Here is a 25,021-nt window from a genome sequence, read left to right on the forward strand (position 1 = left end):
TGGCTGTATATAAACACAGTGTGAGAGGCACAAAATGGCGAAGCTGACAATGATCGACCTGTTCGCGGGGGCTGGCGGGCTGTCTGAGGGGCTGCGCGAAGCGGGGTTTACGAGCTTATATGCGAATGAAGTGATGAAGCGCTACGCGGAAACCTACGCGCTGAATCACCCCGAGACCCTAGTCGAACAGAACGACATTCGGACAGTGTCAGCCGAGCGAGTCCGCGAGCAAGTCGACCTCAAGCGCGGTGAGCTGGACCTTCTGGCGGGAGGCCCACCGTGTCAGGGATTCTCCATCTACGCCCCCAAGCGCTCTAGCGAGGATGATAGGAACCACCTTTTCAAAGACTTCCTGCGCTTCGTTGATGAGTTCCAGCCCAAAGCGGTACTCATCGAAAATGTGCCTGGCATGCTATCTTTTGAAGGTGGTGCGACCCTACAAGCCATTTTGGAAACACTGAAAGAGCACGGCTACAACGCTGACGTTCGGATTCTGTACGCTCCGCACTACGGTGTCCCGCAAACCCGGTGGCGAACAATCATCATCGGTATGCGCGATGGCCAGGATCCCAGCGGTATTTTCCCAGAGCCCGTGCGTCAAGCCCCGATCCGAGTTAACTTTACGTCGAGCTTTGGTGGGCGCAACATCGTTGCCCTGCCTGGCTCCGTTGAGCTTCCGCAACATACTTCCGTCCGCGACGCCATCGACGACCTTCCCAAGCTTGTGAACGGAGAGGAGGGCGAGGATATTAAGCAATACCGTACCGCCCCCCAAAACGACTTCCAGTTGGCTATGCGAACAGGCTCAGAGGGTGTGGCTAATCACCAAGCTCCGAAGCTGGGAAAGATCAACATGGAGCGCTTGAAGCACATCCCTGTGGGTGGTAACTGGACCAATATCCCGCATGACCTCTTACCTAAAGGTATGAAACGTGCCCGTCGTTCAGACCACACTAAGCGTTACGGCAGGGTGAACCCCGAAGGACTGGCAAGCACAATACTGACAAAGTGCGATCCCCACTGGGGAGCCTACTTCCACTACTCACAGGATCGTTCATTTACTGTCAGAGAAGCAGCCCGAATTCAGACCTTCCCCGATACGTTCCATTTTGTGGGGTCACGGGTAGAGCAGTACGAACAGGTAGGCAATGCCGTTCCTCCGCTTTTAGCTGCCGCTATTGGCCGATCCATCGCTACTGCGTTAGGCTTCAAGGATCAGGAGCTAACCAGAGCAGTGTAAAGAAATGGCATCTATTTATGAGTTCTTCGGATACCGCGCTGACGATAAATCTAAAGCAGCACAAGGGGCAGTGACGGCTGAGACCTGCCCCTTTTTGCAAGGCGGTGAAAAATGTGAGAAAAAATTCAGGGACGGCATAGTCTCAGGCGTATGTGCGGTTAAGCCTGCGACCTCCAGCCCTGTAATATGTTGCCCAATCCGTTTGTACGCTGAAGACTACAAAATATTACGAGATGTCTCCGATAAGGCGTTCAAGCCCGGCCTTGAGATTGTTAATGGGCGCAATGCTGTTATGCACGCAAAACGTGGCCAGAAGTCTTGCGTAGCTGTATTTGGGCAAAGGTGGGGGGGCGAGCTGTACGTTCCAAAAAAGGAAGGGCAGGGTAGTTATTTCGTCGACTGGATTTTAGCACTGCTGAATAAAGATGGAGAACTTGAAGAATTCGTTGCCATTGAAGTTCAGACAATTGACACAACTGGTACATACCGCAACGGCTTTGAGGAATTGAAAAAAACAGGCGAAGTGATCAATACAACAGCCGGTCTTAATTGGGAAAATGTAAACAAGCGGATTCTTCCCCAGCTGGTTTATAAGGGACAGTTGCTTCAGCGTGAAGAGATGTGTAGAAAAGGTCTATTTTTCGTTTGCCCGGAGCCCGTTTATCAAAAGATAATGGCGCGCCTTGGTGGTGAGGAAAAGCTTGTAAAGTATACCCTACAGCCCGCCTCAATAACTTTCTTTATTTACGATTATGACAAGAACGATCCACAAACTGCTGGTACGGATATAAAACTATCCCGCGTCGTCGATCATACTACTACTGTTTACAAGCTCCAGGAAGCGTTTAACAACGTTACTCTCCCAGAAGAGAATGTTTACAAAAGAGCGATTTTGCGCGCACTGTCGCCAATTTATTGAGTGTGTTATTTGTTGATAAAAGAAAAGCGCCCTTTAAGTAGAGGCGCTTTTTTGTTGGAAAATCTAAGTACCTGAGGATCCTGGGCATCATTTTCTTGCTTTCGCAGGCTTGATTGCAGTTCATTGAGTGGTAATAAAAATAATCATTTAAAGAATACTTAAGGCGTTGCTTCCTAGTGGTATCATTTTGTAGAAAATTTCAAAGGCGGTTAACTTAAACTTTACATATGATATTGATATACAAGTGTAATTGCATCCATTAATAAGTAATTGCTAAGTCATTAAAATTTTAAAAAATACTTTTCAAGTAAGATGATATCTGACCCCCGCCTCTCTCCCAAGACACACTAAAATTATTTTTCGGTAAACATATTGCAGTTTATGTAAAAATCTGTGATAACAATAAGAACGACGAGATAAAAGAATGAAATCCATCTATAAGACGCAACTACCACAAACTCAGATAAGAGAACAAGGTCTAGAAGAAAAGAAACTTATTATATCTGCTATAGTCAATGATCAGGCACACGTTGCAGCTCACCCATCTAGCCTGTCTGACGTCCTAGATTTTCACTTAGACCTGCGCTCAGCATCTGGCATGCACGTGCTTGCTGAGTCATCAGAAGATGCGCTAGAAGCTCTATCCCGAAAAATCAATTTCACAATAGATGGCGTTGACTACAAGCCATCTACACTAATATCTTCTGAGATTCAACTTCTCAAGCTTAAGTTCGAAACTGTTGATGTCAATGCTGCTGCCCGCTCGTATATTGCAAAAGAGAATGCAGTGCATGGTATCTTCAAAACTGCTGAGCAGATCACTGACGAAGTCGTGAAAGCAAACCCCAGCGTTGCTGAGTCGAGCAAAACTCTAGCGTCTCGCTCTCGCTACGCTATCTCAAAGCGTGCTGAAAGTATTCTAACCGTTAAGACACAAGTGGGCGTCAAGACGAGATGGGTAAAATCAGGAGATGAAGTTGATGTCGATGAAATGCTAAAGAAGGGCGGTGTATATGCGAATTCCCTAGCTACAGGCGGCTTAAAAACTGTCAAGGGAACAGAGCTTCTCTCAAAAGTTGAGCGCGGTATCTACGTCGCTCACAGACGCTCCATCATTAAGTCCAATATCCCTTTTGCTCAGCATTACGAGAACATCGCTGTGGGCTCTGAGCAGTATGTGAAACACCTGAAGACCTGCATTAACTCTATTTCAAAAGGCAACATTCAAGAGATCATACATACTGACAAAGTCGATGTGCTATTTATTGATGAGATCTCGCAAGTACTAGTGCACATCTTCACTGGCTCTTTCGATGCTAAGCGCAATACACGTAAAGAAGCGTACTACAAGCTAAAGCAGCTAGTCGCTAAAGCTCGCGTCGTTTACGTTGCTGATGCAGACATGAATGACTTTGTGATTGAGTTTTTGAGAAGTGCCCGCAACGATAAAATTACTTTATTCAAGAGCCATAGAAACCTATGCGTCGAAGCTGTACTAGACACATATGAATCTACTGAAGCCGCCGCGATCAAAGAGATGCAGGTCGGCAGGGCGTTCGTAGCAGTCGACAATGCAAAGTTTGTTACTACGATAACTGAAGAGCTAAAGAGGGCGGGTAAAGAAGTGGTTGGACTAACTTCGAAGAACATTCTTGATCACGAAGAGCTTATTGAAAACCCAGCAAAGCTCAGAGACATGGGGTCGTTCATATTCTCTCCTGTAGTGACCAGCTCTGTCTCTATAGTCGATGGCGGCTATCAAAATCATTTTGGGCTCTTCAGCGCTAACGTGACTCCAACCGATGCTGTACAGATGTTGAGAAGAGAGCGGACAGCCAAGAGATTTCAGGTGGGGATAAAAACAGCAAAAGAAAAAAAGATTGATAACGCTGAAGCACTACTGTCGCAGAGCGGGGCGGACAGAAGCGATGAATTCGAGATTTTCTCAGCTAGAGTTGAAGCAGACGTTAACTTCATGAAGAACAATATCATGCTAGTAATGAAAAAAGCCCTAGAAGTTGCGGGGTTTTCTACTAGCATCGCTAAGCGCGAGAATGATCTAGACAAAAAATCGGCTCGCAGAATCAAGAAAAAGGCAGTCGCTCACTACAATGATGACCGTCTCGAAGCGCTAATGACTGCTACACCCGCCACAAAATCAGAAGCAAGCAAGCTCAGGGAATTAGATGAAAGCTCAGCAGATCTAGATATCCGCGTCGAGCGACAAGCTATCGAGAAGGCGACAGGCAAGACCTCGCTGACTCGTAACGACATAGAGCTGGGATGGAAGCAGGGTGCTTTAGCAAAGCAAGTTAGATTGATCGAGATCGCTAGATTGAGCACTGCAAAAGCTGGTGTTATGACATACAACGAGCAGAAAAAGTCTATAGCCGCTCGCGACAGATTCGACTATATAAGTCACAACGAAAATATCTTGGAGATTCTAGCGTCTCTCAACATCGATCTTGAAACTCTGACAGGATCTTTTACAACTGAAGACGCAAATGAACTTGGTAAAATGCTTTTCGAGTCAAGAGACGCATTCAACAAGCTTAGCTTCTTCAAAAAAATCCCCGCAAAGGCACCGAAAAGCTTCACGAGAGCCGCGAAAGACCTGCTCAAAGAACTAGGCCTTGAGACAGACAAGGGCGTCACAACCCGCCGAGGTAGTAAAATGGTAAACACATTTACTGTCACTGAAGCATCAGCAGATAGAATGAGAACATATCTCAACAATAGAAAAGATAAAGGTCTTGCACTTTAATATAACGAAAAATATACTGACTCCCAGGCTATAGTAGCAGACTGGGGGTCGGTGGTCGTTGCTATGATGAAAATCATTTTAGAGAGAGCGGGCGCGGACCTCGTGGTGTCGCATGCTGACTGCCAGATGTGTGTCGATGACTATTATCTCGGCGGCGTGAGAGGCCTTCTGAAGCGCCGGAGAAAGCGCTATGAGCTTCAGCATGCGCTTGTACGACTAACGACGCACTTGTCACTAGCTCAAAAAGTTGATGAATTCATATCTGCTGCTGACAAGCTTAGAGATGGTGAAAGTGCTGTCGGCACTGTTGAACTATAGAAACGCGGGGTTTTGGTGAGATATGCATATTTATAGGTACATGCGTCCGGGATTGCTATCAAAAAAGTCAGTCCTTTATGATGAAATTTTCTTTGCTTCACGCGATGAATTAAATGATCCAATCGATATGCAGTCTAGATACGAGTTTCCATGTAATAGCGATAAGACATGGGGTATGCTATTTGACCAAATAATTGAAGATAAGTCGTTAGTAGAAAGTGTAGCTAAATATTTTGCTGAAATCTGCCCAATATCAATAGATGATTTGTTAAAAAATTTTGAGACTCACAAAAACAATGTGTTTAACAAAACTTTTTACGGAAAAAGTTTGATTTTGCCGCAGTTCAAAAGCTTCGAAAGATCGATGGAAAATTTCCAGTCATTATTATCTTTGTACGCGCCTAGCGCTGGATATTCAGTATCTTTGTCGGAGACAAATGATGAAATGCTCATGTGGTCACATTATGCACAAAGCCACACAGGATTTTGCCTAGTATTTAGACCAATTGATAAATGTATAAGGCAGTGCCCAAAGAGAGCGAGGACAAGTATATCTCCCGTCAGCGGGCATGAGTGTAGTGTAGCTAGTCAATTTTATGTTGAAAAAGTAAACTACGATAATGTACTGTCTACTATAGATGCATTCAACCTCTTACCTGCAAAATATACTGGGTACAAGATTGAAGGAGAGAGTGAGCGAGAGAATTATTTTGAAAGCGCAAAAAAACAGTTACTGACTAAAAATAGCTGCTGGAACTACGAGAGGGAAGTTAGACTATTTTTGACACAGCCAAGTAAGTGGATATCCGGCGCCACAGATTTCACTAATAATCAAAGGTTGTTCTATTATGATTTTAGTCAAGTGGTTGGTGTAATTTTTGGCGCAAGAATGGAGGAAACTGAAAAAAAATCTATGAAGGAAATGCTTAAGCAAAAATTAGAACATAGATTTTCTTCAGAAAGTTTTAGCCAAACACAACAGTATGTGTTTGATTTTTTATTTCAGCAAGCTGAGATATGTGCATCATCTAGAGCTGTAAAGATAGTAGACGAAGAGTTGGTTTCAATGGGAGAGGCTATACCACCAGGCTCAGAATACTATGAAAGGCGGATTGATGGGTGGAAAAAGAGTCGAGGATTTATTAAAACTGGGTCCGAGATGGATCACAGAAATATCCCGTAAGTTTTATATTGCCACATTAACAAGCAAACATTTCTGCTTGTTGATGTGGCATCTAGTAGTAATTTACTGAAAGGGAATCGTCATACTCATTTTCATACGCACGACTTCTGATCGCTTCACCGATATCGAAATTTTCCCCGCGATCTCTGCCGAATCTTTTACTAACGTCGTCTACAACTTTCTTCACTGTCATATCATCAACGACGGGGATATCAGCGCCGAGAACACCCGATCTATAATGCCCATAACTTGATATGCTCGACGTGTTCTTGTGACCCATGATTGCTGCTGCCAGCACTCTGCCCATCTCATATCTGTACAGATTTTTTTTCAGATTTGACCCGAAAGTATATCTTAAAGAGTATAGGCAAAAGTGCTTTTCGGATGTCGGTTTTAGCTTTCTAGATAGTCTGTTAATACGCTGTTGAGCGCTCTCTAACTCGTTTATCGTCATCCCCTGTAAATTTCTAAGAGCGTTTAATAGTGCTGGCGTTGACTCGACTGTGAGCGTTCTATCGATGCCCCGAGAATGACTTTTTAGCTCTTTACCTTTTAGTGTTTTTTTTGCACCTTGCACATGTAATGTTATTGTCTCATCGTTATGGGACACGATTTTAGTAGTCAAAATCTCGATAGGCCGCATGCCGAACGTACTGACAAGAGTGATAAGATCCAGAGCTTTCTGATCTTTTTTCTCTTCTAGAGCTTCAATGAATTCAGTTAGATATTTGTCGCTGACTTTACTAATCCTGAGCGATTTTTTTGTGTGTTGTGGACGGTCGGATGGCGGAAGTGGGTTAGTAGAGTACTTGATCTGATCTGACATTCTACTGAGTCCTGCCGCTCGATAAGCGATGTCTAGAGTCTTTCTGAGCTTCCCCCAGCCGCCTGTTGTTCGACGATTCGCTTCTGACTTTAGTGCCATGATGATGAGTTCATGATTTTCTTCGAGTATTGCTTTAGCCGATTTTTTTGACTTTACTGAAGAAAGGTTTTCGTTTGTCACCGAGCTAATAAAAGAACATGCGTCAGAAAGAGCATTGTAATAAGTATTTTCTTCAAATTTATACCCGCGGGAACTGTTATTGAAATGGTCTTTTGCAAACTTGCTGTAAGATTTGAATATGTCTGTTCTAGCTATGCTAGTAGTGCCGAATTTTCTGCTCATTATTATTCTCATTTGTACTTATATTATAGCACAGACTGCCTTTAATAAATATAGTAAGATAAGACACCACTGTGGGAAGTAAAGAACAAATAAAAAACAAAAGAAGTTAGCTCGTCTGACCCAGATTGGACCAGGTTGGTCCAGCAGTGACCCAAGCATATGCTTAAACAGAAAAAAACCGCGTAAACACTGACTTTTCTCGCACTCGTGTAGTGCGACACTTTCGACCTACCACACTCATGCTTTGCGATCCGTGTTGCTTGTCGCACTCAGTGAGTGCGACATGGTCGATGGCTCGCACTCGATGCTTGCAGCTGTGCCAGCAGATCGCTCTCTACCCCTGCGACCTCTCATGACCTTCACTCTATGCAAGAGCGCAAAACCCCGCGCTATGCCTAGAGTTTCAAGTCATTCCAGCTCGCGCGGGAGGCTGCGATTAGATGACTCGCTCGGGCTCGCATACGAATCTTGTAGCTTGTCGCTTTTTTTCTCGATAAATCTATCGACTCGCAAGCTCGCGCTATATTTTTCAAGAAAAAGAAGCTAAAGCTAAGACCCCCCGCCATACTCCCACTCTAGGCATTGTATGACTCTTCCTTATTTTATTCGTCGTCATACACTACCTAGATTTGGAGTATAGTACTCATCACCCCTTGTGCCGCTCGCACCTCTATCTCAATCGCTTCTCTCGTTCGACAGCATGCTCACTACACGCGCTTCGCATATCACTCGTTTCGCTCTTGAGACACTCAAAAGCATAGCGCGCTCGATCATTCGCAAAGCTCATGAACTCTCACATGCAGTGCATGCTATAATATCCTGATATAACAATCTTTTTTTTGCCACTACAAGTACCACTTCCACCAGCAGTAGCACTAGGGCAGAGAGAGGGTGGTCGCGTCAGCTGATCGCACTTTTTTTATCACCAAAAAATGTTTTAAGGACAAAATCCTGTGGCCCTCATGCGAATAATTGATACACGGGGTTGCGATCACCGTGGAATGGTCAAAACCATGGAGTGGGTGCTGATGTCAGAATCGCGGAGTCAAAAGTTAGTATAGTGACCTTAATATCGCGAACATGTCGATTGAAAGTTGTGTTATAATATAGAAAATAGAATAAACAACGATATTTGAAGATGAAAATTATAAGTTTTTGTATGGGAATTTGCTTAACTTATGTTTTAAGCTTTCAAAATTAAGTGCGGTACTTGAAGAGCTAGATAGGCTTGATATAAAGCATAATGTGAGTCTAGACGAATGTAAAATATTAATGAAGAAGGCTAGTAATGATGACATCGATTCGCTTAAATTATTTTACTATGCAATCAGAGCTACGGCAAAGTCTGCAAGGATTTATATATCTAAGAATCCAACTTATGCTAGAATGCTAAAGCTGATCGCAGAAGAAAAAGTTCTAGCAAGCGATATGTCATATGAGGATTATATGGCGCTTAAACCGCTCGCAAATAGATCTTACGAGAAGTGACGTATAGATTAAAAAAGGAATTCGTAATTAAATATAACTATGACAGACCGTTTTTAATTAGATGTTCTTAGTCTACCTCTACCTCTACCTCTACCTCTACCTCTACCTCTACCTCTACCTCTACCTCTACCTCTACCTCTACCTCTACCTCTACCTCTACCTCTACCTCTACCTCTACCTCTACCTCTACCTCTACCTCTACCTCTACCTCTACCTCTACCTCTACCTCTACCTCTACCTCTACCTCTACCTCTACCTCTACCTCTACCTCTACCTGTGTCTGCTATTTGAAAAATCATTTTCACACGGCATCACGCCCGAGTCAGCTTGCTGTTACCAATGTTTTTGAATATGTTTCTAATCGATTGAGAAAAATCCCAAAAAATTAATCTGTGAAAACCCTGTGCTCATGCCGGTTCCAGCGATTATATAAAAAAGTAGATTAATAAAAAGCAAAATATCTATTGCATGATTTTAGCCGAGTTGATACGTTATGTGTATAGGTCAACAAATAATTGAGAGGTGTCTATGAACAAGTTAAACAGGCATTATGAGAAGATTAAAGATCTTGGCTTTGATATTGAATTAAGGTCTAATAGGAATGGGTATAACACTATATATGTGGTGGATATATATAATAAAAGAGTTATAGATGGTGTTTTATTCTTGCACAACAAAAGAGATCATAAAGTTGATGTTCTTTTCAGTGCAAGAGAAGATACCCATAAAGATGCTGGTCTTCGAGAAGCACTAGAAAAGCTAAATGATTTTCTACAAACTGAGAATGATACAATATCAAGTAAAACTATTAAAAGTGAGAGTTCGGAATTGCCAACGGTGAGTTGTTGGTCTTAATGGGCTTTTGACATCGCGTATTTCTATGCGGTGTCAATGAACGTAAAATATTCAAAAGATAGTTCACTGTTCTATTTATAGAATATGATTTTCGTTTGTCATGAATTACTTTTTGTTTTTAAAAGTAATGTACACTACGGCGGTGGGCTGTCAACAGTCATCGCCGTGAGCATGTTCGTCATTATATCGCTTGTCGGAGTAATATCTTCAGAGGCTCTATTATTGGAAATATCGTAGAAATACGATGAATATAGATAATATCGAATGCGAAAATTATATTAACGGAAAATAATACTAATCGATTTTATGAAAAACTCTTGGAGAGAATGTAAGAGATGAGAGCGTTGATAATTATAAATACTCGTAATATACAAGTTGATGTTATAGACGTAAGAAGGTCTACCGCATCCATAAATGTAAGAATAGAAAACATAATGTTGAAAATCTCTGACATTGAAGTGCAGAGAGAGGATGGTGAAGTATGGCTAAAGTATAAAGGGATTAAAACCATATTAAATGTGCTTAATGAAAATCTAAATATACACTCAGATCTACAGAAAATGAATATAGTGATGGTTATACTAAAAAAGTTAAAAAAAGAAATGAATGATCGTTAGATGTATTATTTTACATAGATTTAAGCGCTCATTCTGGCTTCGAAAGGTTTCGTACTAATTAGCCTACTCGCACTGTGCCAGCGCTGTCGGTTGTAGTCAATCTCCATATACTTTAACACTTAGCGTCGCATGGCATCCCGGATCTCGAATCGCTCACCATAGATCGCCTATACCTTGAGGCTGTGGAAGAAGCTCGCGGCACAGGCATTATTGTAGCAGTTGTCTCTTGCATTTACGCTGCATCTGAGCTGGTGCCGAGCAAGCAGCGACTGTCGGCCGCACGGTGTACTATGCACGACCTATCCTTGGGGCATTATATAGCACCACGGACCGTCTTCAGGGCATCGCCGACCAAGCTGGCAGTCATTCACTCGCTCACCGACCAGCCGAACATCTTTGTGAAAGTACAGATCGATCAATAGCGGCAGATGGAGCGACGTTCTCTGGTATCCAGGCGCATAATGTCAATTACCCGCTTAAGTTTAGGCGCCGTCAAGGCGAAGTCCTGCTCCAGCAAGTTCGATGCCACGTGCAGCGTTTGGTGAGAGTTCGCCGTGGCCTTGAACTTTCGGGCTACCTTGGCACGTAGGTTTTTTGCGCCGGAGGCTGGCGACAACAGCCTAGCGGTCAACATCGTAACGTTAGTCTAGAGCCAATCTAGGAGGCTTGAGGGCCCATTTAGATTGTAATATGCCTCTGCCACACGTTGATCGAAAATCGCCTGCTGGCGGGCGGCATATTATCGCGCTGTCGTAAGACGTACTAGTCGCTGCGGGCGATGCCGAGAAACATCCATATCCTTTGAATACCCAAGGCCTGCTAGCGAGCGGAGGCACACTGCTGGTGTTGAGCCTTGGCACGCCATTGTTAGAGCCGGCTGGGCCGAGCCCTCAGAGCACGCCCGGTGGCACTGGGCTAACATGGTCAGCGAGAGCCTGGGCCCCACCCCTGTAGGCCTGGGGGGCCACATAGACGTGGCTTCTTCATCGCCATTGCTTGCCGTTCCATAGGCCACCTGGTTCAGTGTGCTGCCTTAAAGGTATGTCCACCGTTCTTAGGCAAGATCACATTGGGTCGAATGCTACTGAAATAGCTAGCGATGCTGGCCTTTTTTTGTGCTCATAGAATTTATAACAGGTAAAATATCACGATTCGACAGGCAGGTAAGGGGGGGCAGCAGTGACTGAACATCGTGATGGACCTAGCGCTAATGCTGGAAGGCCCAAGCTGACAGAGTTGGAGAAACTCAGGCGCAGGGCTTTACGTGAAGAGCTGCGCTATCGAGAGCTAAGAGAGCGGCTGCGGGAAGAGGGCCCTGACCCGATTGGTGTCAGCCATGGCCCAGGTCGACCACCGAAACCCATTCAAGAGAAGGTCTATGATGCTCTCATAAAGCTCAGAAATACTCTTCGAGCAGTGCGTTCACTCGAAAAAAAGGAGGGCGAACCGCACAAGAGCTTGAGTGAGATTCGCGATCCTCTTGTTGAGAACAAAACTTATAAAGCTGTTGGGCGAAAAGCTGCGACACGGCTGACATCAAATGATGCGGAGATTTTTCGAACATTAACTACGTTTGAGAATATACTTGACGAAATTGACACTCAAAAAACGATCTTTCCTCCTAAACCTAAGCTTGGTAGAACGCCGAAAAATAGGTTGGAGCGGCTTACGTATCAGTATGAGAAGCTCGTAGAGCAGATAGATTTCATGGTTCGAGAAGAGTCTAGGATGACTTACGCGGAAACATTAGAGCGGCAGGTTAAGTTTCTTTTTGATGAGCGACGTGAGTGCAAGCGTAATTTTAGGTTTGAGAAGTCACTAAGAATGATGGATTACTATGAATGCCGAATTAGTGATATTGAAAGTCTTATTGATAATTACAAACATATCATTATGAAAGAAAAAGAGTCAGGTGGGAGAGAGTTTCTGAATATGGGGAAGAAAAAGCATAAAATAGCGAGGCCTTTTGATAGAAGGCTAGAGATGGCACATAATAGCTATAGAAGAATTATAAACGAGTATAGTTCTTAACTACGATCAGTGCGCGGCCCGTTAATAGGTTACTTTGAACGAGGCGACCTCATGGTAAAGCCAGAAACTTCCATGAAGAAGACGAGTAGACATTTCTTTTAAATCTAGAAGGACATGGTCTTGCCTCTTGTTGACCGTGTCGGAATTAGTGCCGATCTTGGAGAGTTTGGGCTTCACCCCAGCCAACTCTACCAATAGTGAGCCATGAACCAAAAGCACTAAACCGTCTCAAGTCGCGAAAAATCGTTTTTGTCGAGATCACCTAGACGAGAAGTCTAAGCAACTAAAAATCGCAAAAGCATCGGTGCAATTAGGAATGAGCCTTAAGATCGATGCGATCTATGACGAACTTGTTGAGAACCAGGACGCCAGGCGGTGTACATCGAGGTGGACTACAAGTAGTTGCTCAGGGGCAGTGCTGGTATGGTGATCTCTCCTGAGGTGTTCGAGGCCCGGACAATTTCTTAGACCATTGCCGCTGAGTAAGATTGGAAAAATCCAGCGACGAACCTACTTGTGACAGGGACGCTCGCTTTGGTTTTGATGAGCTAATCCCCGCATCCTAGTCAATAAATAACTATCAGCAAATCAATTGTTGAATATCTAATATTGTGGAGTTTTCAGAATTTTTATTCTTAACAAGAATTATTAAATCGTCCACATCTCGTGTGTATTTTATGATTTTATCCAGACGAGTTGTAGTGTTTTCTAGTAGAATTGTAAAACGCCATTTTTTATTATTCCTTTATGTGCCAGGATTGTTGCTGTAGTTTTTAGAAAGAAATTTCTCACTTGGAGAGAAAGCTAGTGAAATATTTGAATTTCGCGCCAGATGGTGGCTTTGTATTTTTGTAAAGTCACACGATAGATCAAGGTTTTATTAGTCTGACCTTTAATCCATATGGATACTCCATGCATGCATCTCTGTCCAGTCACAGGGCTGCTCGCTATTAGCGATATTGTTAACTACGCTAAGTACGGAGGTGGCTCACTAATTTTTAAAGTATCTATACGCTAGGCCACTGATACAAGCAACGAAAAACCATTGCACAAGTAATGTCGCTATATCAATCTTCGCTCCTCTGGATGGCGGAGTAAATATAAATCCGTATCCTTGACCAAATGTTCCGCCAGAGAGTTGTAAATGGAATGGAGGAAATATAAACATCAAGAGCATGATAACCCCTGTGAATAGCAGAACTTCTTTTTGATTTTCATTCATGTTATATAATAGACCGGAATAAAATAATTTTAATTCTATCGTCTTTTAATGTTTATTTAACAACCGTGGGTTTTATGCAAATTTTTGTTAACTTGGATTTTGGTTTTAAAGTTTTTAATAGTCTTGAAATCGACTTGTTGGACGTGGCGAATTTACTGCTTGGAAACTTTTCATTAGTCGTCAGTTGTTTGATACTGGGCCTTACTATATGTTGCAATTTGCCGTTAAATTCCTAGTGACCAATCATACCGAAGGGCAGGGAGGGAGTATGAGCCAATTTCTACCACCTGTAGCGAAACCATTTCCGTAATTTTTCAAGTTAAAGTGCATAAGGCTGGCTTACTATAGCTTTAAAGAAAAAACGGCGTCGAGTTTTTGGTTGCAAGGTGGTGTCATTGTATGTGCTGACTTCTTTGCCATGAAAAAGGGCCAGTGGAGTCACCCTTGGCCCTTTATTGCAAGCCTATTAGAGCTAAAGAGGCATTTTCAGTGCTTTTAGGTTGGCACAGAGCTACGTATGTCTTGGTGCGGGTAGTCGGACTCGAACCGACACGACCTGAGGTCTTCAGATTTTAAGTCTGATGTGTCTACCAATTCCACCATACCCGCTTGAATCCGCAGTATTTTACAGCAGCAGGGCCAATGGTCAAGAGCGAATATGTCTCGCTAACGATAGTGTCCTTTGGCCTGTATTTCTTAACTGAAGGCTTTCGATGTCCCATCTCATGCATAATAAGACATAAAATATCTATCGCTGAATCGTCGCTCACAATGAGCGACAGGTGGTAGATGCTAAGCTATCGCTCTGCGCAAGTCGTTGATAAGTAATGCTAAAAATGACCATCGCTACAGAAATGTGATCGTACGCAAGAGAGCTTTTAAGTCCCTTGCGTCTACCAATTTCGCCATCCGGGCAGGAACGTCGCCAGAGGTAAGGCGATAGGGTCCGAAGGGATCGGACACGGCTTCTGGGAAGCGGGGCACACCTGAAAGGAAAAATGGAGGCTGGAGTCGGAATCGAACCGGCGTACACGGAGTTGCAGTCCGCTGCATAACCACTCTGCCATCCAGCCTCATGAGTCATCCATCGTCTGATGATGGAGCGGGAAACGAGATTCGAACTCGCGACCCCAACCTTGGCAAGGTTGTGCTCTACCACTGAGCTATTCCCGCCTGACTCGAGGACGTATTATACGGATAAGTCGGTGACTGTCAAACGCTTTTCCCTGAATTTTCGAATAGGCCCCGGATCGCCAGAGCACTGCCTACAGCGAGCGGCTCAGGTGCGGCCAGGCGGCCCGCAGGTACTGGATCATCGACCACAGCGTCAGTATGGCGGCGGCGTACAGGGTGACAACGCCCAGTTCGGCGATCAGGTGGCCGGGAGGGAAGGCCAGCAGCAGCAGCAGGGCGACCATCTGCAGGGTGGTCTTTACCTTGCCGATCCAGGACACCGCGACCGAACCGCGCTTGCCCATCTCCGCCATCCACTCGCGCAGTGCCGAGATGACGATCTCGCGGCCGATGATCACCAGCGCCGGCAACGTCAGCCAGGCGGCGTCGTAGCGCTCGATCAGCAGTGCCAGCGCCACTGCCACCATCAGCTTGTCCGCCACCGGGTCGAGGAAGGCGCCAAATGGCGTCGACTGGTCCCACCTGCGCGCCAGATAGCCATCCAGCCAGTCGGTGATGGAGGCCAGGCCGAACAGGGCGGCGGCGGTCAGCATGCTGTATTCGAAGGGCAGGTAGAACAGCACCACCAGCAGGGGGATGAAGACGATGCGTGCCAGGGTCAGAATGTTGGGAATGTTCATCGATACCGCTGTCCTTGCTGGAGGGGGGCGACAAGAAGCGACGGACGACGTTGGCGCCCGTCAAAGTGGTTCATTCTATCCGTGATACCTCAACTCATCCATGCAGGGCACGATGAATTGTGTCTGCCATGGTGGCGCTGATGCCGGGAACCCGAGCCAGTTCATCGCGGGTGGCCTGCTTGATGCCCTGGAGTCCGCCGAAGAAGCGCAGCAGTTCACGTCGGCGTTTGGGGCCGACGCCCGGGATATCCTGAAGCGTCGAGGTGCGCCTGGCCTTGTCTCGCTTGGCACGGTGGCCAGCGATAGCGAATCGGTGCGATTCGTCGCGGATGTGCTGGATAAGGTGAAGACCCGGCGAGGTCGGTGGCAGCGCCAGAGAGCGATCCACGGTCTCGACAAAGAGGGTCTCTAGGCCAGCCTTGCGGGTGGTGCCCTTGGCCACCCCGAGCAGGATCACGCCGTTGATGGCGAGCTCGGCGAGCACCTCCCGCGCCATGTTCAACTGGCCCTTGCCGCCGTCCACGACCAGGATGTCGGGTAACACGCCTTCCCCTTCGTTGAAGCGCTTGAAGCGACGAGTCAGCGCCTGCTGCATCGCTGCGTAGTCATCGCCGGCGGCGACTCCCTTGATGTTGAAACGCCGATAGTCGCTCTTGCGCGGGCCGTCCTGGTCGAACACGACGCAGGATGCCACCGTGGCCTCGCCGTGGCTGTGACTGATATCGAAGCATTCGAGCCGTTGCGGCGTCTCGTCGAGCTCGAGTGCCTGGCGAAGATCTTCGAAACGTTTGGCGAGCTGGGTCTGGTTGGCCAGTTGGCCGGCCAGTTGCTGCTCGGCGTTGGTGCGGGCGAGTTCACGCCACTGGGCGCGGTGACCGCGGACCTTGTCGGTCATGCGTACCCGGCGTCCGGCATGCTCGCTCAGCGCCCGGGCGATCAGTTCGGCGTCGGGTACGGCGTGGCTGGTCAGCACTTCAGTGGGGATCTCCCGGGCCTGTCCGAGGTAGTACTGGCTGACGAAGTCACCCAGCAGTTCCGGCTCCCCGAGATCGAGGCTGTTGGCGGGGCTGTAGTGCCGCGCCCCCAGCAGACGCCCCTGACGAATCGACAGCACCGAGATGCACAGGGCACCCGGCTGGGAGGCCAGGGCAAAGGCGTCGGCGTCTCCGCTGCCGGTATCCACCACCTGGCGCTGCTGCAGACGGCGCAGATCCTGCAACTGGTCGCGCAGACGTGCCGCTTCCTCGAAGTCGAGGGCCTGGCTTGCGGCCTCCATGTCGCGGGTCAGCTCCTGGCTGACCGATTCGCTGCGTCCTTCCAGGCACTGGATGGCGTGTTCGATATCGCGGCGGTAGTCTTCTTCGCTGATGTAGCCCACGCAGGGGGCGCTGCAGCGCTGAATCTGATACTGCAGGCAGGGCCGGGTGCGGTGTGCGAAGACGCCGTCCTCGCAGTTGCGGATACGGAACACCTTCTGCATCAGTGATAGCGTTTCGCGCACGGCGCCGCTGGAGGGATAGGGCCCGAAATAGCGGCCGTCATCGTGGCGGGTCCGTGCGCGCTTGTGTTCCAGAGCCGGGAAGGGATGACGGTCGGTGACAAACACGAAGGGGTAGGACTTGTCGTCACGCAACAGGATGTTGTAGGGCGGTCTGAGCTGCTTTATCAGGGTCTGTTCGAGCAGCAGCGCCTCGGTCTCGCTGTTGGTCACCGTGACCTGGATGTCGTGGATGCGAGCGACCAGCGCCTGAGTCTTGGTATTGAGTGCGCCGCGGAAATAGCTCGCCAGGCGAGCCTTCAGGCGACGAGCCTTGCCGATATAGAGGGTATTGGACTGGTCATCGAACATCCGGTAGATACCGGGTGATTCGCTGACGGTCTCGAGAAAGCGTCGGGCATCGAAGGTCATGGTCTGGTAAGGCTCACCCTGTCACATCACGTCAGGGAGCTCATGCTACCAGAGCCTGGCGGGGGACGTATCGTCCCCGACGGCACATTGGGTAAGAGCCTCAGGCTGGCTTCTAGTCTTCCTTGAAGCCTTCGACAAGCCCATGCCGCAGCCCCAGGTGGGTCAGGGCGACATCGGAATTGACGCCGAGCTTTTCGAAGATGCGATAGCGGTAGGTGTTGACCGTCTTCGGGCTCAGGAACATGCGATCGGCGATGTCGGCGACGCGTTGGGCGTTGACGATCATCATCGCGACCTGAAGCTCGCGCTGGGACAACTGATCGAACGGATTTTCCTCGTGGTCGATGCGCGACAGTACCAGCCGTTGAGCGATCTCCGGGCTGACGAAGCGCTGTCCGGCGAACACCGCGCGGATGGCCTTGACCATCTCGTCGTGCTGGGAACCCTTGCTGATGAAGCCGTGGGCACCGGCCTCCAGCAGCCGCTGGGCAAAGGCTTCCTCGATAAAGGCCGTCAGCACAAGAATACGGATGTCCGAGGTCAGTCGGCGGATCTTGCGAGTGGCCTCGAGCCCGCCGATGCCCGGCATGCGAATGTCCATCACCACCACGTCGGGATTGAGGCGGCGAGTCTGAGCAATGGCCTCTTCTCCGTCCGCGGCTTCCCCGACGACATTGATGTCCTTCTCTGCATTGAGCAGATGAACGATGCTGGTGCGTACCAGGTGATGATCGTCAGCGACAAGAACCCTGATCAATGCCGATACTCCTGGAAAAGGTGAAAACTGGGATCATGGATTTGACCGAGGCGAGCCAATGCTCATTGCGGGGTCTTCTCATGATGATTCGCAGTAGACTGTCACAAATTGATCCTAAGGGGAATTGGGTCTCCGGGAGGCGACGGCGTTTTCAGCATAGCTGCATTGATAGTGTGCTATATCTCTGATAGCGGCGCGCCGCGGTATCGGGCGCTTGTCGCCCGGGACTGCTGCATGAGCCCCAACGTCTAGGTTGGCTTGATGTGATGCCGCCTGTCGCGTCATTTCATGTTACCAGCCGCAGGGCGGGTGTGCAGTGTCGTAGGCGTGAACCGGGCGCCGCCAAGGCGAGACCATGGCGATGGACGGGCGAAACCGTCATGCGGACGCGCCGGCAGGCTATGCTGATTTTGACCGGCGTCAATGAAAGCACGATTGCGTCCACGACACGCCTTGATCTGGTGCGCACTGGCTGCGTAGTGCGGCCCCGTGTCCCGATCGAGTCCTCTGGATGGCCAGTCTGGCCAAGGTTGCGCCATGTCCTGTCCCCTGTCTGAACAAGACTCCCTGCTCGCCGACAAGTTGCGTTTTCGCCTGGCGCGTCCCACCAGCGCCTATGACGTCCTTGGCTATCGTTGCACGGGGATACCTTGCACCCCGCCAGGCGCGCGCGAAGCGGTCTGGGCCAGGGACGACTACCGTTGTCGCTTTTGTGGCTTTCGCAGCGCCAAGTATCAGCAGGCGGTGACCCTGGGGACTGACAGTCGCAATGTCGATGATATCGTGACGGCCTGTCTGTTCTGTGATCAGGTGAATCGCCTGGATCTGGTGCCTTCCATGCGTTCCGGTGTACTGGTGTGGCTGCCCGGCGTGACCCAGGCGGACCTCAATCGGCTGGCCCCCGTCATTTTTGCTGCGCGCCTCGACAGGCGGCTGCAACTGCGAGCACGCGTCCTGCTGGAGCGTGTGATGGAGGCGCGAGCCGCCGCCAGAGAACGCTTCGGTAGCGACGATCCACTGACCCTGGTCGAGTTGCTGAGAGCGAGGGGAGAGGGGCGAGCGGACGGCCTGATGCAGCAAGGCTTGCGCCTTTTTCCGCTGGATCGGCGGGTCGTCAGTCAACAGGGGCTTTGCTTCAATCAGTTCCCGCAGATTCTGGCGTACTGGCGCTCGAGGAAGGGCCCGCTAGGGGGCGAGCGAATCGCCGAAGCGCTGGCGATGAGCGAATCGCGGCTGATGGCCGGGGGCGGTTCAGATGCCACCGCCTCTTCGGTTCCGTCGTCCTGACGTCCGTAGCTTGGTCAGTCCAGCGGCGCGTGGATGCGCTCGGGCAATCCGGCAGCGATGGGTTCGTCATCGAGCATCTCGATGTTGCCGCTGGCGCTCAGCATGAAGCGGGCGAGAAAAAAGGCGTCGGCATAGTAGAGCGTCGCCAGGTAGCGATAGACGTCTTCGTCATCGGCCGGGTCCTGGCGCGGCGCGTGACAGCTTCCGGCGACGATGGCCTGAATATCGGGATGGACCGGGAGCAGCGGATCCTCGAGCGAATCGACAATATAGAAGGGACCGTCCGGCCCCCTGACGAAGAAGCAGAAGAAGCGCAGGTAGCCGAGCGCATTGGCAGCGCAAAGCTGGATCGGCTGGCGAGCGTTCAACTCGTGGATCGGCGGTGCAGTACCGGTCAGCCGGGTCAGCGGGCGCGGCACGTGGTCTCCAGCAGCGCCTTCCTCGACGAAGTACAGCGCCAGGCCCTGCATCCAGTCGGGATGTTGCAGGCGTATCAGGGTGGCGTCGGGGTACCAGGGCAGTCGGCAGGCGTCGGCCACCAGTCTGTTGTCGGCGAGATGCTTTCCATCAATACGGCTGCCGCAGGGCCAGTGGGACTCGACAAATGCCGGCCTGCAGCGCCGCCAGGGGTACTGCCAGGGGTTGCCTTCCAGGGTCGGGGCGAGAGCGCCGCGGGCAATCGCTGGATCGGGGCCCATGTCGTTGGGCGAGGTGCCTGCGCACTGTTCCTGGTCCCCATCCGCCGCAGGGGCGCGCAAGGCCGCCACCGCTTTCTCGATAACCGCGGTGGACTGACCCGCGCCTTCGAGCCAGGCAAGTATCCTGGGGTCGGCCACCGGGCCGTCCTCGAGGGCGCGTCCAGCGTCGTCGCGAGTGCATGTCCGGGTCAGACGTTCAGCGTATACCTGGGCGACGCTGCGTCCGTCGCGAGTTCGCATGGCCGCATCGGCGTTTCGCTGAATCAAGGCCAGCGCCAGTGGAAACTGGCCTAGTGACAGCGCGATCAGCACCGGTGCATCGCGGTCACGAGTGGCCATGTCAATATCGGCTCCGGCGTCTGCCAGCACGATAGCGATGTCCTTGTAACCGCCTTCGGCGGCCAGTTGCAAGGCGGTGACGCCTGGCTGTTCTGCGCAGGCATCGACCTCTGCGCCGGCGGCTACAAGCCGTTCGACCAGGGTTTGGTGATTGAACTGTACGGCCAGGTGCAGAGGGTGCCAGCCCTCGGCGTCGCTGGCGTCACAGTCTGCCCCCGCCATGATAAGCGTCTCGACCAGGTCCAGCGCTCCGCCGACACAGGCCAGGTGGAGCAGAGTGGGGGCTAGGGGCGCCTTGGCGCTTCCTCTTGTGGCAACGCCTGGCTCGGTTGCCTGCTCGATGTCCGCCTGCTCGATGACCCCCTGCCCGATGAGCAGGACCTTGGCCGCCTCGCTCGCGCCCTTGAGGCAGGCGAGCTGCAGGGCGCTCATGGCGTGCTTGTCGAGGACATCCACCGATACGCCGCCGAGATCCAGCAATGCCGTGACGACCTCGGCTCGATTGGCCAGGGCGGCCAGGTGAAGCGCCGTGCGGCCATCCGGGGTGGTGGCCTGCATGTCGGCCCCGTGGCGAGCCAGCAGCCTGATTGGCTCGGCATGTCCCTGATCGGCGCACAGGTGCACCAGGTTCCAGCCGGCAAAGGGGCTGCGACCAGGCCAGTGCAATTGGGTGTTCGGGTCGCTGCCGGCGCGTAGCAGTACCTCGGCACAGGCGACATGACCACCGGTCACCGATGCCTGCAGCGCGGTCTGATGGATCGGTTGCTCTGCCTTGGTGTCTTCTCGATGGTCTCTGGCGTCGAGTGTGGCAGTTGTATGGCAGAGCAGGGCCAGGGTATCCGGGTGGCCGTGCTCGGCGGCCAGGTGCAGCGCTGTGCGGCCGTCGCCGATCGCCGCGGCGGGATCGGCCCCGTGCTCGAGCAACAGCTCGGCCACCCTGGTGGCTCCGCGGGCGGCGGCGATGTGCAAGGGGGTGTGTTCGAAGTCGCCGAGCTTGCCTGACGGGACTCCCTTTGCGCCTTCCTTGCGCCAGGCATCCTGCCGTTCCCGGGCGCTGCTTTCCTTGCCCCAGTCCGCGGCGAGCGCGAGGGCACCGAGGTCGGCGCCGCGTTCAATCAGCCAGCGGGCTATTTCCGGATGATCATTGTAGGCGGCCAGGTGCAACGGCGTGGCGTCGTTGGCCAACCTGGCGTCGATCTCGAGTCCTTGGGCCACCAGCGCCTCGGCGGCCTTCACATGATTGCCGCGGGCGGCGAAGTGCAGATAGCTCCAGTGCGTCTGATGGGGGGCTGCCGGGTCAGCCCCGAGGGCAATCAGGTGGCTGATGGTGTCGGCTCGATCGTTGGCGATCGCCTGTTCCAGCGGGGTCTGACGGTTGGCGTTGGTGAGGTCGGGGCTCTGGCCGCGTTGCTGTATCAGGTAGTCGAGCACCCTGTGCTGGCCGGCGAGCGCGGCCAGGTGCATCGGTGTCTGGCCGTGGGGCGCTTGCTGTGCGTCCAGGCTGGCCCCTGCTTCCACCAGACGCTGCAGGCAGTCGACGGCTCCTGCCTGTGCCGCCAGGTGTACGGGGCGCCAGTGGTCCTCATCGGCGTGGTCAGGATCGGCACCGGCCGCCAGCAGCGGTTGCAACAGGTCGAGGCGGTTTTTCCAGACCGCCCAGAAGGTCGCGGTGCGGCCATCCTGGCGCGGTAGATCGACCGCCTCGGGCCTTCTGGCCACCATTGCCGCGATGATATCGGCGCGCTGGTAGAAGGTGGCCAGGATCAGGTGTGTCGGCTTGCGAGGGCTCTGGGTGACCACCGCTGCAGGATCGGCTTCCAGCAGCAGCAGGGTGAGGCAGAACTCCCGCAGGCGGGCAAGCTCCTTGGTCGTTGGCGGGCCTTCGCCGAGCACATCATGCCAGATCGCCAGCACCCGGGCCGCGCGATCCAGGTAGAGCAGGCGATAGGCGTTCCAGCGCGCGGCGTCCGGCGGGCTGGCAAGACAGTGCTCGGCTTCCCCCACCAGTTGGCGGACGCATTCGCGTACCGGGCGCTCCCGTTCCAGCCACTCGCTGGCCTGGGGCCAGTGGTGGAGTACCGCTTCGTGGACCAGGCGGACACGCCCGTGGCGTTCATCGATCAGCAGGCGCCGCTCGCGCAACGCCCGGGCCAATTGAAAGGCGTCTGTGGCATCCGCCGCGGGGAAGACCGTGGCGGGTAGCGTAAAATGCTTTTCGCCGACCTGGCGCCAATCCACCAGGCGACGCAGCAGGTCACCGACGACGCTATCCGACCACAGTGCGCCGGACGCCGCCTTGGCCTGCTCGAAGGCCTCATTGGCGAGTTGGGTGATGGCGCCTTCGATACTGTCGTGGCCCTCGGCGTTGGCGGTGTCCAGTACCCACAGGGGGGGCTCCCGCTGGCGGTCGCCCCCGTCGGGGGTACGAAGGTGACCGGTGGTCTGGAAGGCCTCGGAGCCAGACGCGCTCTCGGTGAAACCTGCTCTGGCGCTGGTGCCGAGCTCTTGGGTGTCGTCGTCGGCCTGGCGGTCCCCACTGCGGCCAAAGCTCGTGGTGATAGCGTCACCCAGGGACGCCGAGTCAGCGATGGTGGCTTCTTCGGCGAGCCGCAGGCCGTGCTCGTAGAGATTGCGCAGCGCCAGTGACAACAGCGGCAGCAGGCTGTCCTGGGCGTCGCCTCGACCATGATGGCCGCGAATCCGCTGGATATTGTCCTTGAGCCGGGCCACCAGTGCGTCGCTGATGGCCAGGCGTCCGGTCAGCCGAAAGGGCTTGCGAATAATTTCGTCGAGACTGTTGTCAGGAGGAAACGACATCCTCGTTACCTGGCCAGTGGCATGGAGTTCGTTGAGCAGACTGTCGCGCTCCACCAGCTCCTGACGGTTTCCCTGGAGGGTGACAAAGATGCCCAGACGCGGGGCCAGGGCGCGGCATGAATGGGCCGCGTGGAGCCACTGCACCAGCGGATCCCAGAACTCGGCTTCCTGCTGTTCGCCATACAGAGCGTCGACGATCTCCTCGAACTGGTCGAAGCCCAGCAGTAGACGAGGAGGTCGAGCCAGGCGCGTGGCGGCGGCGTCCAGCAGTAGACACAACTCCTCGTTCAGGGCTTCGATACGCAGGTCCGTTGACGTCCTTCCCAGCAGACGGCGAGCTCTACTGGCAGTTGGTTCATCGCACCAGCCGGCGCCTTCCAGGCGTTTCACGATGGCGTCGAAGAGCATCGTCAGCACGCATCTGTCGCCGCTTGCTGCGTCCGTGGCTCGGCTATCCGGGGCCAGGTCGGAAGGGCGCAATATGCCGTCAAGGCAGCGATGATCGGCGCTGTCCGCTACCAGGGCTCCGATGATGCCGGCACGCAGGAACGACGACTTGCCCGAGCCGCTTCCGCCCTCGACCCAGACCACGGGGACCCGGTCCTGCTGGTTCCAGCGCTGCTTGAGTTCCTCTCTCAAGGTGCTTCGCTGGTCGGATCGCCCGCAGAAAAGCGCGTGGTCCCCGACGTCGTAGGACTCCAGACCCTTGAAGGGGTCTCTGTCCGACGCCGTCAGGGCCAGGTTCAGGTCCCGCTCCATGAAACGTCGCAATTCACCGATAAAGGCGTCCTGAGAATCGATGACACGAATGACGTGGCCGCGACGTTGCACGAAGGCCACCAGATTGATCAGTTGCTTGAGCTGCTGGGTGCGGTCTTCCAGTCGCCTGGTGATGCAGGCCGAATCCGTTCCGCACTTGTCCTGGCATTCATGAAAGTGACGATAGTTGCCCCAGGCGGCTTTCAGTGGCTCGGTGGTGTCCAGCAGGTCCCTCGGCCCGACCAGACACAGCAGCAGTGGCAGTGGGCGAGATCCGGCCGATGCCTCCTGACGCTGTCGCTCGCGGTAGGCCAGGGTGGCCAGCAGTTCAAAGGTGGAACCGGTAAGGGCGAATCCACCACGGTCGGCCCAGGCGTTGTCCCAGGGAATCACCAAGCCTGGGGTATCGCCGCCGTCGTCGGGCTTCATGGGATCGAGGACCCGCAGGTCATCGATGGGGTGATGGCTTGCCAGAGGGCTACCGACCTTTTCACCGAAAAGGCAGATCACCCCTCTGCAGAGGGGATCCGAGGGGTGGGGAATCTGCTGCTGGGCCGGCACCGCATCATCGAAACCGTCTTCGGCGGTATCGACCTCCCAGGCGTAGAGCCGAAGGCCGTGATCGTCGGCGGCCTGGTGATGCAGCGTCTCGATCTCGTCCCTGCAGGCGCGGCGCAGGTAGGCCACGTCACCGGGTGACGCAAGAAAGATGCTGGGGTGTTCCAGCGACGGAAAGGTGTTTCCAGATGAACCGGATGAACCGGCTGTCCCGGGAGGGGGGAGGTCGGTCGCTGTGGCGTTCGGGGGCTCGCGGGAGACGTCGCTCATGGGCTGGG

General features: G+C 52.1%; 13 protein-coding genes and 3 tRNA genes. 8 read left to right on the forward strand and 8 right to left on the reverse strand.

From position 1 onward, the window contains the following. The first annotated feature begins 34 nt into the window (after positions 1-34). The 4 genes from NFH97_RS18395 to NFH97_RS18410 all read left to right on the forward strand — a co-directional run bounded on the left by NFH97_RS18395 (position 35) and on the right by NFH97_RS18410 (position 6,424). Positions 35-1,240 (forward strand): DNA cytosine methyltransferase, encoded by a 1,206-nt coding sequence (locus tag NFH97_RS18395; protein ID WP_349625315.1) that lies wholly within the window; start codon positions 35-37, stop codon positions 1,238-1,240. A gap of 4 nt (positions 1,241-1,244) precedes the next feature. Continuing rightward, positions 1,245-2,159 carry a NotI family restriction endonuclease gene (locus tag NFH97_RS18400; RefSeq protein WP_349625316.1) on the forward strand — a complete coding sequence of 305 codons (915 nt, stop codon included), beginning with the start codon at positions 1,245-1,247 and terminating at the stop codon, positions 2,157-2,159. A 424-nt stretch (positions 2,160-2,583) separates the two neighbouring features. Continuing rightward, positions 2,584-4,923: a hypothetical protein gene (locus NFH97_RS18405; RefSeq protein ID WP_349625317.1), complete on the forward strand. Its 2,340-nt coding sequence runs from the start codon at positions 2,584-2,586 to the stop codon at positions 4,921-4,923. Between the two features lie 358 nt (positions 4,924-5,281). Continuing rightward, positions 5,282-6,424 (forward strand): DUF2971 domain-containing protein, encoded by a 1,143-nt coding sequence (locus NFH97_RS18410; protein WP_349625319.1) that lies wholly within the window; start codon positions 5,282-5,284, stop codon positions 6,422-6,424. 52 nt (positions 6,425-6,476) lie between these two features. On the opposite strand, the gene NFH97_RS18415 is transcribed toward NFH97_RS18410, so the two are convergent. Continuing rightward, the gene (locus NFH97_RS18415) at positions 6,477-7,592 is read right to left on the reverse strand and encodes a site-specific integrase (protein ID WP_349625320.1); all 1,116 of its coding nucleotides are present in this window, start codon (positions 7,590-7,592) and stop codon (positions 6,477-6,479) included. Between the two features lie 1,549 nt (positions 7,593-9,141). On the opposite strand from NFH97_RS18415, the gene NFH97_RS18420 reads away from it, so the two are divergent. From NFH97_RS18420 to NFH97_RS18430, 3 genes are all read left to right on the forward strand, one after another. Further along, complete coding sequence (locus NFH97_RS18420; protein WP_349625321.1) at positions 9,142-9,429, forward strand: hypothetical protein; 288 nt, start codon at positions 9,142-9,144, stop codon at positions 9,427-9,429. A gap of 179 nt (positions 9,430-9,608) precedes the next feature. Further along, a complete protein-coding gene (locus NFH97_RS18425; RefSeq protein WP_349625322.1) occupies positions 9,609-9,935 on the forward strand; it encodes a hypothetical protein in 327 nt (108 codons plus the stop codon). A 1,796-nt stretch (positions 9,936-11,731) separates the two neighbouring features. Then, positions 11,732-12,583: a hypothetical protein gene (locus tag NFH97_RS18430; protein WP_349625323.1), complete on the forward strand. Its 852-nt coding sequence runs from the start codon at positions 11,732-11,734 to the stop codon at positions 12,581-12,583. A gap of 1,745 nt (positions 12,584-14,328) precedes the next feature. Here NFH97_RS18430 and NFH97_RS18435 read toward each other — a convergent pair. The 6 genes from NFH97_RS18435 to NFH97_RS18460 all read right to left on the reverse strand — a co-directional run bounded on the left by NFH97_RS18435 (position 14,329) and on the right by NFH97_RS18460 (position 18,285). Next, positions 14,329-14,414: transfer RNA gene (locus NFH97_RS18435), tRNA-Leu, on the reverse strand. A 390-nt stretch (positions 14,415-14,804) separates the two neighbouring features. Beyond that, positions 14,805-14,878, reverse strand: a tRNA-Cys gene (locus NFH97_RS18440). Between the two features lie 25 nt (positions 14,879-14,903). Next, positions 14,904-14,978 (reverse strand) — tRNA-Gly (locus NFH97_RS18445). Between the two features lie 92 nt (positions 14,979-15,070). Next, on the reverse strand, positions 15,071-15,619 hold the full coding sequence (gene pgsA / locus NFH97_RS18450) for a CDP-diacylglycerol--glycerol-3-phosphate 3-phosphatidyltransferase (RefSeq protein WP_045994190.1): 549 nt from the start codon (positions 15,617-15,619) through the stop codon (positions 15,071-15,073). A gap of 94 nt (positions 15,620-15,713) precedes the next feature. Beyond that, the gene (uvrC, locus tag NFH97_RS18455; protein WP_045994189.1) at positions 15,714-17,528 is read right to left on the reverse strand and encodes an excinuclease ABC subunit UvrC; all 1,815 of its coding nucleotides are present in this window, start codon (positions 17,526-17,528) and stop codon (positions 15,714-15,716) included. Between the two features lie 112 nt (positions 17,529-17,640). Continuing rightward, complete coding sequence (locus tag NFH97_RS18460) at positions 17,641-18,285, reverse strand: response regulator (RefSeq protein WP_045994188.1); 645 nt, start codon at positions 18,283-18,285, stop codon at positions 17,641-17,643. Between the two features lie 537 nt (positions 18,286-18,822). Between NFH97_RS18460 and NFH97_RS18465 the strand changes: the two genes are divergently transcribed. Then, positions 18,823-19,572 carry a hypothetical protein gene (locus NFH97_RS18465; RefSeq protein ID WP_052704470.1) on the forward strand — a complete coding sequence of 250 codons (750 nt, stop codon included), beginning with the start codon at positions 18,823-18,825 and terminating at the stop codon, positions 19,570-19,572. A 14-nt stretch (positions 19,573-19,586) separates the two neighbouring features. On the opposite strand, the gene NFH97_RS18470 is transcribed toward NFH97_RS18465, so the two are convergent. Continuing rightward, positions 19,587-25,013 (reverse strand): ankyrin repeat domain-containing protein, encoded by a 5,427-nt coding sequence (locus NFH97_RS18470; RefSeq protein ID WP_349625324.1) that lies wholly within the window; start codon positions 25,011-25,013, stop codon positions 19,587-19,589. Positions 25,014-25,021: the final 8 nt, after the last annotated feature.

It is taken from the genome of Halomonas sp. SCS19 (assembly GCF_040147015.1).
Taxonomy (GTDB): Bacteria; Pseudomonadota; Gammaproteobacteria; order Pseudomonadales; family Halomonadaceae; genus Halomonas; species Halomonas litopenaei.

Bases quoted from the DNA above. Each gene is read 5' to 3' on its own strand.
- NFH97_RS18395 (WP_349625315.1), top strand. From the start codon at position 35: ATGGCGAAGCTGACAATGATCGACCTGTTCGCGGGGGCTGGCGGGCTG.
- NFH97_RS18400 (WP_349625316.1), top strand. From the start codon at position 1,245: ATGGCATCTATTTATGAGTTCTTCGGATACCGCGCTGACGATAAATCT.
- NFH97_RS18405 (WP_349625317.1), top strand. From the start codon at position 2,584: ATGAAATCCATCTATAAGACGCAACTACCACAAACTCAGATAAGAGAA.
- NFH97_RS18410 (WP_349625319.1), top strand. From the start codon at position 5,282: ATGCGTCCGGGATTGCTATCAAAAAAGTCAGTCCTTTATGATGAAATT.
- NFH97_RS18415 (WP_349625320.1), bottom strand. From the start codon at position 7,592: ATGAGCAGAAAATTCGGCACTACTAGCATAGCTAGAACAGACATATTC.
- NFH97_RS18420 (WP_349625321.1), top strand. From the start codon at position 9,142: ATGTTCTTAGTCTACCTCTACCTCTACCTCTACCTCTACCTCTACCTC.
- NFH97_RS18425 (WP_349625322.1), top strand. From the start codon at position 9,609: ATGAACAAGTTAAACAGGCATTATGAGAAGATTAAAGATCTTGGCTTT.
- pgsA (WP_045994190.1), bottom strand. From the start codon at position 15,619: ATGAACATTCCCAACATTCTGACCCTGGCACGCATCGTCTTCATCCCC.
- uvrC (WP_045994189.1), bottom strand. From the start codon at position 17,528: ATGACCTTCGATGCCCGACGCTTTCTCGAGACCGTCAGCGAATCACCC.
- NFH97_RS18465 (WP_052704470.1), top strand. From the start codon at position 18,823: ATGTCCTGTCCCCTGTCTGAACAAGACTCCCTGCTCGCCGACAAGTTG.
- NFH97_RS18470 (WP_349625324.1), bottom strand. From the start codon at position 25,013: ATGAGCGACGTCTCCCGCGAGCCCCCGAACGCCACAGCGACCGACCTC.